Origin of the sequence: Saccharothrix sp., from assembly GCF_031180885.1 — a bacterium.
In the GTDB taxonomy this organism is placed as follows: Bacteria; Actinomycetota; Actinomycetes; order Mycobacteriales; family Pseudonocardiaceae; genus Actinosynnema.
On sequence record NZ_JAPSLK010000102.1, the window covers coordinates 1 to 12040 of the forward strand.

11 protein-coding genes are annotated in these 12040 nt (G+C 73.6%); 8 read left to right on the forward strand and 3 right to left on the reverse strand.

Features of this window, described 5'->3' with window-relative positions:
• The first annotated feature begins 405 nt into the window (after positions 1-405).
• Complete coding sequence (locus tag RIN75_RS43075) at positions 406-1320, forward strand: DUF3048 domain-containing protein (protein WP_309117891.1); 915 nt, start codon at positions 406-408, stop codon at positions 1318-1320.
• A 115-nt stretch (positions 1321-1435) separates the two neighbouring features.
• Here the strand turns inward: RIN75_RS43075 and RIN75_RS43080 are convergent, their stop codons facing one another.
• Positions 1436-1651 (reverse strand): hypothetical protein, encoded by a 216-nt coding sequence (locus RIN75_RS43080; RefSeq protein ID WP_309117892.1) that lies wholly within the window; start codon positions 1649-1651, stop codon positions 1436-1438.
• Here RIN75_RS43080 and RIN75_RS43085 point away from each other — a divergent pair.
• Complete coding sequence (locus RIN75_RS43085; RefSeq protein ID WP_309117893.1) at positions 1640-1795, forward strand: TetR family transcriptional regulator; 156 nt, start codon at positions 1640-1642, stop codon at positions 1793-1795. The two genes, RIN75_RS43080 and RIN75_RS43085, sit on opposite strands and share 12 nt — an antisense overlap.
• 9 nt (positions 1796-1804) lie before the next feature.
• Positions 1805-2272, forward strand: coding sequence for an MSMEG_6728 family protein (locus RIN75_RS43090; RefSeq protein ID WP_309117894.1), 468 nt, complete (start codon positions 1805-1807; stop codon positions 2270-2272).
• Here RIN75_RS43090 and RIN75_RS43095 read toward each other — a convergent pair.
• Positions 2255-2464, reverse strand: a complete 210-nt coding sequence (locus RIN75_RS43095) for a CDGSH iron-sulfur domain-containing protein (RefSeq protein ID WP_309117895.1) — start codon at positions 2462-2464, stop codon at positions 2255-2257. The two genes, RIN75_RS43090 and RIN75_RS43095, sit on opposite strands and share 18 nt — an antisense overlap.
• A 3-nt stretch (positions 2465-2467) precedes the next feature.
• Positions 2468-3499: a hemolysin family protein gene (locus RIN75_RS43100; RefSeq protein WP_309117896.1), complete on the reverse strand. Its 1032-nt coding sequence runs from the start codon at positions 3497-3499 to the stop codon at positions 2468-2470.
• A 129-nt stretch (positions 3500-3628) separates the two neighbouring features.
• Between RIN75_RS43100 and RIN75_RS43105 the strand changes: the two genes are divergently transcribed.
• The 5 genes from RIN75_RS43105 to RIN75_RS43125 all read left to right on the forward strand — a co-directional run.
• Positions 3629-4018: a MerR family transcriptional regulator gene (locus RIN75_RS43105; protein WP_309117897.1), complete on the forward strand. Its 390-nt coding sequence runs from the start codon at positions 3629-3631 to the stop codon at positions 4016-4018.
• Positions 4019-4069: 51 nt separating this feature from the next.
• Positions 4070-4765: a transporter substrate-binding domain-containing protein gene (locus tag RIN75_RS43110; protein ID WP_309117898.1), complete on the forward strand. Its 696-nt coding sequence runs from the start codon at positions 4070-4072 to the stop codon at positions 4763-4765.
• Positions 4762-5751 (forward strand): cation diffusion facilitator family transporter, encoded by a 990-nt coding sequence (locus RIN75_RS43115; RefSeq protein ID WP_309117899.1) that lies wholly within the window; start codon positions 4762-4764, stop codon positions 5749-5751. The genes RIN75_RS43110 and RIN75_RS43115 overlap by 4 nt, the downstream gene beginning before the upstream one ends.
• 113 nt (positions 5752-5864) lie before the next feature.
• Positions 5865-6716 (forward strand): SDR family oxidoreductase, encoded by an 852-nt coding sequence (locus RIN75_RS43120; RefSeq protein WP_309117900.1) that lies wholly within the window; start codon positions 5865-5867, stop codon positions 6714-6716.
• A gap of 159 nt (positions 6717-6875) precedes the next feature.
• Positions 6876-12040, forward strand: a 5165-nt coding sequence (locus RIN75_RS43125; RefSeq protein WP_309117901.1) for a biotin carboxylase N-terminal domain-containing protein, incomplete at its 3' end; no start/stop codon positions are given.

Genomic DNA, 12040 nt, shown 5'->3' on the forward strand with positions numbered 1-12040 from the left:
GGCAGCGCGCAGGCAGGCAGCGCGCAGGCAGGCAGCGCGCAGGCAGGCAGCGCGCAGGCAGGCAGCGCGCAGGCAGGCAGCGCGCAGGCAGGCAGCGCGCAGGCAGGCAGCGCGCAGGCAGGCAGCGCGCAGGCAGGCAGCGGCCGGGCTGGCGGCGGGCGGGCGGGTGGCGAGAGGGCCAGCGCCGAGTGGCCCGGCAGGGAACAGGCCCGGCAGCGAGAAGGCCGGTGCGGGGGGTGGGTGGCCTCCGGCCCCCGGTTCCATTGTCCCACGGGGGTACGACGATTTCGGTCGCCGGGACTTTCGGCCGTAGCGCGACCGACATTGGCGGTGGATCGTCGGAAGCGTTCGTAGAGCAGAACTGTCGGTACCCCGTGGGACAATGGAAGTGGGGGCCGGAGGCACGTGCGCAGGTGGGCAGTCGCCGCCGCGGTCGCGGTTGTCGCGGCCGGGATCGCTGCCGCCGTCGTGTTCCTGCCCGAACGTGACACCCCTGCCCCACCACCGCCCACGACGAGCCGGCCGACGCTGCCCGGCGTCTACGTCGTCAAGATCGACAACGCGCCCGCGGCCCGCCCTCACACCGGATTGGGGTCCGCCGACGTGGTGTTCGTGGAACCGGTCGAGGGCGGTCTGACCCGGTTCGCCGCCGTCTACTCCGCCCCGCCGGACGTGGTCGGCCCGGTGCGCAGCGTGCGGGAGACCGACCTGGAACTGCTTGCCCGCTACGGCTCCCCGGTCCTCGCCTACTCCGGCTCGGCACCCGTCCTCAACCCGCTGCTGGAGCGGTCGGCTCTGGTCCGGGCGGCACCGGAGGACGCGCCCGCCGCCTACTTCCGCGACAACGACCGCGTCGCCCCGCACAACCTCTACGTGCGACCGCGCAACCTGCCGAACCCGGGCGCAGGTCCAGAAGCAGCACCCCAACCCGGCCCCGCCCCGCCGGGCGGTCGACCGGTGACCACCTGGGAAGTCACGTACCCGGGCGCGAGGTTCGACCTGAGGTGGAACGGCGGCTGGGCGGTCACCGCCGACGGCGAGCCGTTGCGGTCGACCGAGAAAGGTCAGGTCAGCCCGGCGAACGTGGTCGTGCAGCAGGTGACCGCCCGGGCCGGTGTCGCCGTCGAGGACGCGAGCGGCAGCCCGTCCCCCGTCATCGTGACCATCGGCTCCGGCCCGGCGGTCCTCCTGCGCGACGGCCTCGCGTTCGACGTCACCTGGAACCGCCCCACCCCGGCCGAACCGACCCGCTTCACCGCCGGCGGCGCCGAAGTGCCCCTCGCGCCCGGCCCGACCTGGGTGTTCCTGGTGGCGCCCTGACCTCAGCGGTTGGTGCGCGGCGGTGTGCCCGCGAACCGGTCGGCCAGGTACGACACCACGTCACCGGCCGCCGACACCAGCGTCGTCACGTGCTCACCCAGGTACACGCCCCAGGTCACCGCCACCCCGGCCGCGCAGTACTCCCGCCGCGGGGTCTGCGCCCGCGCGCCAACGGGATGATCTCGTCGACCAGCCCGTGGTACGGGTAGATCGGCGCGGTCGGCGGGCTCGCGCCCAGTCGGTTCTCGGCCAGCCGGGCCTGCCGGTCCGACCGCGTCAGCGGGTTGCTCGTGGTGTAGTCGGCGATGCGGCCGAACGCGTGCCCGAACACCGCATCGCCCGCCGCACGGGGCTGGGCCGGGCCACCGTCTACCGGCACTTCCCGGACCGCACGTCCCTCGCCCTGGCCGTCGCCGCCCGCTACCTGGCCGCGCTGAAACAGGGTTCCGCGCATGAAGCCGCCCCGGGCGGGTAGCCGACGCCCGTGCAGACCTTCCTGCCCTACGCCGACTTCGCCGCCACCGCGCGCGTGCTGGACAAGCGGCGGCTGGGCAAGCAGCGCGTCGAGGCCATCCAGGTGCTGCGCGGGCTGGTCGTCCCCGGCTACGGCTGGCGGCACCACCCGGCGGTCAAGATGTGGACCGGGTACGAGGAGGCGCTGGTCCGCTACGGCCTGGAGATCTGCGCGGCGTGGTGCGCGATCGGCCACGCCGACACCTGCGCGGCCACCCTGCGCACGGGCCTGAGGGACGTGCGCGGCCACACCGAGGTCCGCACCCAGGCCGACCTGGCCGCGTCCGGTGACCTGCCGCCGTGGCTGGGTGACGAGGACCTGCACCACAGCCACCGTTCCGCCTTGGTCCGCAAGGACCCCGGGCACTACGGCCCGCTGTTCCCGGACGTGCCGCCGGACCTGCCCTACGTGTGGCCCGCCTCAGACCGCGCCGCCTGAACGCCTCCGCTCGCGGTGGCTGGTGTCGCACCACGGCTGCCGCTTGCTGCGCCGGCACGTGCACAAGGCCACCAGGAACCGGTCGGACCGCGCCACCACGCCGTCCTCGCCCACGACCTCGACCGGCCCCTCCACCAGCACCGGACCGCCGGGCACGACGGTGACCCGGCGGTCGTCCCGCGATGTCGCCATGCGTCAGAGGTGCCCCGAGGGGCGACCGCCAAACCGGGCGTCGGTCTCGTCCTCGAAGTCGCCGATCAGCTCCTCCAGCAGGTCCTCCAGCGCCGCGATGCCCACGACCGACCCGCCGTGGTCCACCAGGGCCGGTTGAGCCCGGTTGGCGCGCATCGCGGTCACCGCACGCGCAACCGGCAGCGCGGCCGGCAGGGTCAACGGCGTGGTCATCAGGTCCCGCGCCTTCTTCGGCGCACCGGCCGCGACCGCGCGCACGGCGTCCCGGATGTGGACCAGGCCGACGTACTCGCCGTGCCGGTCCAGCACCGGGAACCGCGAGCGCCCCGGCTCCCGGCTGCGCCGCTCCACCGCGAGCGCGCCGGTGTGCTCGGTGACGCTGACCGCTTGGTCGATCGGTACCATCACCTGCGCCACCGTGGTCTGCTGCACCTGCAACATCCGGGTGAGCAGCTTGCGCTGACCCTCCGGGATCAGGCCGTGCTCGGCGGACTGGCGGACCAGCGTCCGCAGGTCCTCCGGGCGGTGCGCCTGCGCCAACTCGTCCTGCGGCTGCACCTTCAGCAGGCGCAGCAACGCGTTCGTCAGGCCGTTCAGTCCACTGAAGACCCACCGAACCGAGTGCGGGAAGCCGCGGAACGGCAGCGCCAGCAGCACCGCGGACAGCTCGGGGTGCGCGATGGCCCACGACTTGGGCGCCATCTCGCCCACCACCATGTGCAGGAACACCACCAGCGCCAGGCTGATCGCGAACGCGACCCCGTACGCCACCCCGTCCGGCAGGCCGGTCGCCCGCAGCACGGGATCGAGCAGATCGGCCACGGCGGGCTTGGCCAACGCGCCCAACCCCAAGGTGCACAACGTGATGCCCAGCTGCGCGCCCGCCGGCATCAGCGACAGCTCGCGCACGCCGGCGACCGCCGCCCGCGCCGCCCGACCCGTGCCGGCCTCCAGCCGGTGCCGCTTGGCCGCGACCAGCGCGTTCGTTACCGACGGTTGCAGTAACCGGCCGGGTGACGCCCGGCTGACCCCCATGGCGAGCCCACGGTGCTGAACTCCTCTGGGTTGATCGCCTCCGGCTTGCTATCGGTTCCACCAGGCACGCTTCAGACCAGCACGTGGCACTGTACGGTTCACGCTGAGTGGTCGGTGAGAGGAGCCAGGGTGACCGATGCCCTGCTCAAGATCGGCGAACTCGCGGCCCGCGCCCAGGTCAGCCCGCGCACGGTGGACTACTGCACGACCCTCGGCCTGCTCACCCCCGCCAAGCGCACCGCGGGCAACTACCGGCTGTACCACCCCGCCGACGTCGAGCGGATCCACCTCGTGCAGCGGCTGGAGGTGCAGGGCGTGCCGCTGGAGGAGATCGCGTCCGCGCTCACCGCGGGCCAGGCGGACGTGATGGAGATCCTCGGGCGCATCGACGAGGACCTGCGCACGCTGCACGCCAGTGCCGAGGCCGCGTCGCCGGAGATGCAGGGCGTGCTGGCCGCGATCGCGACCCGCGTCCACTCGCTCATCACCGTCGCGCTCCAACTCCCACCCCTGCCCTGACCGCGAGTCGATCACCTCTTTAACGGGTATGCACCGGGCGGAGGTGGCTGCATGTGGCGGATCGTCGTGCTCGCGGCGGTGCTCCTGGCCGGGTGCGGCATCCCGCGTGACACGGAAGGGACCCTGGACCGGGTCCGCGGCGGGGTGCTGAGGGTGGGTGTGGCGGAGAACCCGCCGTGGACCGTGGTGGCGGGCGAGGTCTCCGGGGCGGAGCCGGGGCTGGTGCGGCGGCTGGCGGGCAAGCTGGGGGCACGCGTCGAGTGGCACCCCGGTCCGGAGTCCACGCTCATGGCCGCGCTGGAGGAACGCCAACTCGACCTCGTGGTGGGTGGGCTGACCGATGACGTGCCGTGGACCGACCACGCCGCCCTGACCCGCCCGTACGCCACGACCCGCGTGGTGGTGGCGGCGGTCGACGGCGTCGAGGTCCCGCCCGACCTGTCCGGCCGGCGGGTCGCGGCCCGGTCCGGCACCGCCGAGGCCGCCGCGCTGGCCGACGAGGGGGCCGAGGTGGTGCCGGTCGGGGACGCCGCCGAGGCGCGGGCGTTGCCGGTGGCGGTCGAGCACTGGCGGTTGGGCGCGTTGGGGCTGCGGGCGGGCGGGCACGTGCTGCTGGAACGCCGGCACGTGTGGGCGTTGCCGCTGGGTGAGAACGCCTGGCTGGTCGAGGTGGAGCGGTTCCTGGTGGAGGTGCCCGACGGCGAGGTGGAGCGGCTGCTCGCGGACGTCGGGAGGTCCGGCCCGTGAGCGTGTACGACCGGTTCGAACTGCCGCCCGAGAAGGCCGAGCTGCACCGGAAGGCCGTGCGGCTGGAGTGGTGGACGATCGCGTTCTTCATCGGGGCGGTGGCGTTGCTGGCGGTGACGTTGGGCCAGTCCCAGGCCATGAAGGCCGCGTGGATCGAGGACATGCTCGGGTTGGTGCCGCCGCTGGCGTTCCTGATCGCGGCCCGGTACCGCAACCGGTCCCCCGACCACCGATTTCCGTACGGCTACCACCGCTCGGTGAGCGTCGCGTTCCTGGCGGGTTCGGTCGCGCTGTTCGGTTTGGGCGCTTATGTCTGCTACGACTCGATCGTCCGGCTGGTGACCGGTGAACGGATCCCGATCGGCCTGGTGGAGCTGTTCGGCGTCCAGGTCTGGCTGGGCTGGCTGATGATCGCCGTCCTGGTGTCCACGATGGTCCCGGCGATCCTGTTGGGCCGAGCCAAGCTGCGCATCGCCCGCCAACTGCACGACAAGGTCCTCTTCGCCGACGCGGAGATGAACCGGGCGGACTGGCTGACCGCGGGCGCGGCCGCCCTGGGCGTGCTCGGCATTGGTGTGGGTTGGTGGTGGGCGGACCCGCTGGCGGCCGTGGTGATCGGCGCGGACATCGTCCGGGACGGCGTGCGCACGACCCGGGGAGCGGTGGCCAATCTGATGGACAACCGACCGCGCCTGGTCGACGAGAGCGGCCCGCACCCGTTGCCGGACGCGCTGCTGGCCGGCGTGCTGGACCACGACTGGGTGGCCGACGCCTGGCTGCGGCTGCGGGAGGAGGGGCACGTGTTCGTCGGCGAACTGCTGGTGGTGCCGACCGACGACCACGACCTGGTGGACCGCTGCGCCCGCCTCCAGCGCTGGACCCGCGACTTCGACTGGCGGGTGCACGACATCGTGGTGGCCCCGGTGCACCGGATCGACCCGCCGCCGGCCGACCGCTGGGCCAGGGCCGGCCGGGCCGGTTCGTGACGGCGGCGGACGCCGAGCCGGGGGTGGACCCCCGAGGCACCCGCCGCCTGAGCGGAGAGCGCGGCGGGCCGATACGGTGGGTTCGTCGTCCACATCGGAACGGGGAGCAGTCCGTGGCCGAGCAGTCCCGCAACGCCGTCATCGCCGTCACCGGGGCCACCGGGCGGCTCGGTGGTCGGGTCGCGCGGCGGCTGGCGGAGCGGGGTGTGACGCAGCGGCTGGTGGTGCGCGACCCCGCGCGGGCGCCCGAACTGCCCGGCGCGTCCGTCGTCACGGCCAGCTTCGAGGACTGGGCCGCCGTCCGGGAAGCGCTGCGGGGCGCTGAGACCGTGCTCATGGTCTCCGCCGCCGAGTCCCCCGAACGGGTGGAGCACCACCGGTCCTTCGTGGACGCCGCCGTCGACGCCGAGGTCCGGCACCTGGTCTACATCTCGTTCTACGGCGCGGCCGCCGACGCCACCTTCACCCTGGCCCGCGACCACTACGCCACCGAGTCCTACATCAGGACCTCGGGGTTGGCGCACACCTTCCTCCGCGACAACCTCTACGCCGACTTCGCCCCGTTCTTCCGCGGCCAGGACGGCGTCATCCGGGGTCCGGCGGGCAACGGCAAGGTGTCGCTGGTCGCCCTGGACGACATCGCCGACGCCGCCACCGCCGTGCTGCTCGACCCGCACGCCCACGGCGGCGAGACCTACGACATGACCGGACCCGAGGCGCTCACCCTGGCCGAGGTCGCCGAGACCATCCAGCGGGTCACCGGGCAGCCCACGACCTACCACGCCGAGACGGTCGAGGAGGCCTACCGGTCCCGCGAGGTCTACCGGGCGCCGGACTGGCAGGTCGACGCCTGGGTCTCGACCTACACCGCGATCGCCGCCAGCGAGATGGCCGGGGTCACCGACCACGTCGAGCGCCTCGCCGGCCACCCCGCCACGCCGCTCGCGACCGTGCTCGCCGGGTGATCAGTCTCACGGCCGGGGCGCATCCACCAGCCACTTTGTAGGGTTCCTACAAGTTTGGGGCGGCAACACGCATAGCTGCCACCGTTGGCATCCCGCGCATCTGCATAAAGGCTGGTCCCCGACGGTCGCCACCGACCGCACGTCCGACGAGGAGCTTTTTTGTTCTCCCGAATCGCCATCGTCAACCGGGGCGAAGCCGCCATGCGGCTCATCCACGCCGTGCGCGACCTGGCCGCGCAGACCGGGTCGCGGATCGACACCGTGGCCCTGCACACCGACGTCGACAGCACGGCCACCTTCGTCCGGGAGGCCGACTTCGCCCACGACCTGGGTCCCGCCGCGAACCGGCCGTACCTGGACCTGGCGGTGCTCGAACGGGCCCTGCGCCAGACCGGGGCCGACGCGGCCTGGGTCGGCTGGGGCTTCGTCGCCGAGGACCCGGCGTTCGCCGAGCTGTGCGCCCGCACCGGCGTGACCTTCATCGGGCCCGACCCGGAGGCCATGCGCAAGCTGGGCGACAAGATCGGCGCGAAGCTGATCGCCGAGGAGGTCGGCGTCCCCGTCGCGCCCTGGTCGCGCGGCGCGGTCGAGGACCTGGACGCCGCGCTGAAGGCGGCCCGCGAGGTCGGCTACCCGCTGATGCTCAAGGCCACCGCCGGCGGTGGCGGCCGGGGCATCCGGGTCATCACCTCCGAGGAGGAGCTGGTCGACGCGTTCGACCGGACCAGCCAGGAGGCGCTGCGCGCGTTCGGCAGCGGCGTGATGTTCCTGGAGCGCCTGGTCACCGGCGCCCGGCACGTCGAGGTGCAGGTCATCGCGGACGGCCAGGGCACGGCGTGGGCGCTGGGCGTGCGCGACTGCTCGGTGCAGCGGCGCAACCAGAAGATCATCGAGGAGTCCGCCTCCCCGGTGCTGGAGCCCGACCAGGTCCAGGACCTGAAGGCCTCCGCCGAACGGCTCGCGCTGGCCGTGGGCTACCGGGGCGCGTGCACGGTCGAGTTCCTCTACCACCCCGGTGACCGGCAGTTCGCGTTCCTGGAGGTCAACACCCGCCTGCAGGTCGAGCACCCGATCACCGAGATCACCACCGGGTTCGACCTGGTCCGCGCCCAGATCCACGTGGCGGCGGGCGGCAAGCTCGAAGGGGAGAAGCCGGTCGAGTGGGGTCACGCGATCGAGGCGCGGCTGAACGCCGAGGACCCCGACCGCGACTTCGCGCCCTGCCCCGGCCGCATCGAGCGGCTCGAACTGCCCGCCGGCCCCGGCATCCGGGTGGACACCGGCGTCAGCGAGGGCGACTCCATCCCGCCGGACTTCGACTCGATGATCGCCAAGATCATCGCCCACGGCCGCGACCGCGACGAGGCGCTGGCCCGCCTGCGCCGCGCGCTGGCCGAGACCACCGTGATCATCGAGGGCGGCGCGACCAACAAGAGCTTCGTGCTCGACCTGCTCGACGAGCCCGCCGTGCTGGACGCGACCGCGGACACCGGCTGGATCGACCGGGTCCGCGCCCAGGGCGGGCTGGTCAGCCACCGGCACTCGGCGGTCGCGCTGGCCGCCGCGGCGATCGAGGTCTACGAGGACGAGGAGCAGCTGGCCCGCCGGCAGCTGTTCACCTCCGCGCGCGGCGGGCGCCCGCACACCCGGCACGAGGCCGGTCGGGTGCTGGAGTTCACGCTGCGCGGCCAGAGCTACCGCGTGCACGTGGCCCGCGTCGGCGGGCACCGGTTCCGGGTGGGCGTCTCCGCCGCCTCCGGCCCCGTGCACACCGCGGACGTGGACGTCGAGCGGTTCGACGAGAACACCGGCCGCCTCCTGGTCAACGGCGTGCGCTACCGCGTCGTCACCGGCGTGCACGGCCCGGTCCACCACGTCGAGGTCGACGGCGTCACCCACCGGGTCAGCCGGGACGAGGGCGGCGTGCTGCGCTCCCCCATGCCCGCGCTGGTGGTGGCCACCCCGCTGGAGGTCGGAGACGAGGTCGAGGCCGGCGCGCCGGTCCTGGTCCTGGAAGCCATGAAGATGGAGACGGTGCTGCGCGCGCCGTTCCGCGCCCGGCTGCGCGAGTCCGCGGTGTCGGTCGGCAGCCAGGTCCCCGCGGGCGCCCCGCTGCTGCGGCTGGAGCCGGTGGGCGACGGCGAGGACGCCGCGCCCGCCTCCGCCGGTCCGGCCGTCGAGCTGGACCTGCCCGCCGCGTCCGCCGAGACCACCGCCGACGACCTGCGCCAGGAGCTGCGCGACCTGCTGCTGGGCTTCGACACCGAGCCCGGCGGCGCGGACCAGCTCGCCGCCGCCTACCTGGACAAGCGCGCCGAGCTGGCCGAACGCCCGCTGGCCGCGGAAGCCGGGCTGCTGCGGCTGTTCGCCGACCTGTCCGAGCTGAGCCGCAACAAGCCGGTCGGCGAGGAGCAGCCGGACAACCGGGTGCACAGCCCGCGCGAGTACTTCCACACCTACCTGCGCAGCCTCGAACCGGACCGGGCCGGCGTGTCGGCCACGTTCCGCCGGAAGCTGTCCACCGCGCTGGCCAACTACGGCGTCACGGACCTGGAGCGCACGCCCGCGCTGGAGGAGGCGGTCTTCCGCATCTTCCTGGCCCAGCAGCGCGCCACCGCCGACGCGAACGTCGTGGCCGCCGTGCTGCGGCAGTGGCTGACCGAGGCCCCGCCGGCCGAGGACGACCGGGTGACCGTGGGCCTGGCCCTGGAGCACCTGGTGGCCGCCACGCAGGTGCGGTTCCCGGCCGTGTCGGACCTGGCGCGCGGTGTGGTGTTCCGCTGGTTCGCCCAGCCGATGCTGCGCCGCTCCCGGGCCCGCGTGCACTCGGAGGTGCGCAAGCACCTGATCCACCTCGACCGGCACCCGGACGCGCCGGACCGCGCCGAGCGGATCGCGGTCATGGTCGCGAGCCCCGAGCCGCTGGTGCGGCTGCTGGGCCAGCGCATCGGCCGCCCCGGCGCCGACCACGCCCCGCTGCTGGAGGTGCTGGCCCGCCGGTACTACGGCAACGACGCGCTCACCGCGATCCGCCCCGAGCGGGTCGGCGACTGCGTGTTCGTCGCCGCCGAGAACCGGGGCACCCGCATGGTGAGCACCGCCGTGGACTTCGCCGCGCTGCCCGGGGCCGTGCGCGCGCTGGCCGAGTTGGCCGGTGACCAGCCCCTGGTCGCGGACGTCTACGTGACCTGGCCGGACGGCCCGGCCGACCACGAGGAGATGGCGGCCAAGCTGCGCGAGGCGCTGACCGCCCAGCCGCTGCCGACCGCGTTGGACCGCATCACCACCACGGTGGCGGGCCGGCGCGACGAGGCCATGCACCACCACTTCACCTTCCGCCCGTCGCTACACGGCCTGGCCGAGGAGCGCCTGGTCCGGGGCCTGCACCCGCGCATCGCCGAGCGGATGCAGCTGGACCGGCTGCGCGACTTCGACCTCACCCGCCTGCCGTCGCTGGACGAGGAGGTCTACCTCTACCGGTGCGTGGCGAAGGAGAACCCGTCCGACGAGCGCCTGGTGGCGTTGGCCCAGGTCCGCGACCTGACCCCGTTGCGCGACGACGAAGGCCGGATCGCCGCCCTGCCCGCCGCCGAGGACGTCCTGGCCGCGTGCCTGGACGCCATCCGCCGCGCCCGCAGCCGCCACGGCGGCGGCCACCGCCCCGCGACCAACCGGATCGTGCTCTACGCGTGGCCGCCCACCGACCTCGGCTCGGCCGACCTGGACGCGGTGGCGCAGCGCGTCCTGCCCACGACCAGCGGGTTGGGTCTGGAAGAGGTGCTGTTCCTGGCCCGCCGCCGGGACGAGGCCGGGAAGCTGGTCGACATCGCCGTGCGCATCGGCGACGACGCGGGCGCGGGCGTGCGGCTGTCGTTCGTCAAGCCGCCGACCGACCCGGTCCGGCCGCTGGACGACTACCGGCAGAACGTCCTGCGCGCCCGCAGCCGGGGCACCGTCTACCCGTACGAGCTGATCGACGTGCTCACCGGCCCCAACGGGTCGTTCACCGAGTACGACCTGGTCGACGGTCACCTGGCCGCCGTGGACCGGCCGCGCGGGCGCAACACCGCCGCGATCGTCCTGGGCACGGTCACCACGCCCACCGCCAAGCACCCCGAGGGCATGACCCGCGTGGTGCTGCTGGGCGACCCGACCAAGGCGCTGGGCGCGCTGTCCGAGCCGGAGTGCGCCCGGGTCATCGAGGCCCTGGACCTGGCCGAGCGGCTGAAGGTGCCGGTCGAGTGGTTCGCGCTGTCCGCCGGCGCCCGGATCTCCATGACCTCCGGCACGGAGAACATGGACTGGGTCGCCGCGGCGCTCAAGCGGATCGTCGAGTTCACCCAGGCGGGCGGCGAGATCAACGTCGTGGTCGCGGGCATCAACGTCGGCGCCCAGCCGTACTGGAACGCCGAGGCCACGATGCTCATGCACACCAAGGGCATCCTGGTCATGACGCCGGACTCGGCCATGGTGCTCACCGGCAAGCAGTCGCTGGACTTCTCCGGCGGCGTGTCGGCCGAGGACAACTTCGGCATCGGCGGCTACGACCGGGTCATGGGCCCCAACGGCCAGGCGCAGTACTGGGCGCCGGACCTGCGCGCCGCGCGGGACGTGCTCATGGCGCACTACGAGCACAGCTTCATCGCGCCGGGCGAGGCCGGCCCGCGCCGCGCGCCGACCACCGACCCGGTGGACCGGGACGTGTGCGCGTACCCGCACACCTCGCCGGACAGCCCGTTCACCACGGTGGGCGAGATCTTCTCGGTCGAGGCCAACCCGGACCGCAAGAAGCCGTTCGACATCCGCACGGTCATGCGGGCGTTGTCCGACCAGGACCACCCGGTGCTGGAGCGGTGGCGCGGGATGGCCGAAGCGGACACCGCGGTCGTGCAGGACGTCCACCTGGGCGGCATCCCGGTGTGCCTGCTGGGCATCGAGTCGCGGGCGGTGCCGCGGCACGGGTTCCCGCCCACCGACGGCCCCGACTCGTACACGGCCGGCACGCTGTTCCCCAAGTCGTCGAAGAAGGCGGCGCGGGCGATCAACGCGGCCAGCGGCAACCGGCCGCTGGTGGTGCTGGCGAACCTGTCGGGCTTCGACGGCTCGCCGGAGTCGATGCGGGAACTCCAGTTGGAGTACGGCGCCGAGATCGGCCGGGCGATCGTGAACTTCCGCGGCCCGATCGTGTTCTGCGTGATCTCCCGCTACCACGGCGGCGCGTTCGTGGTGTTCTCCAAGGCGCTCAACCCGAACATGACGGTCCTGGCCGTCGAGGGCTCGTTCGCGTCGGTCATCGGCGGCGCGCCGGCCGCGGCCGTGGTCTT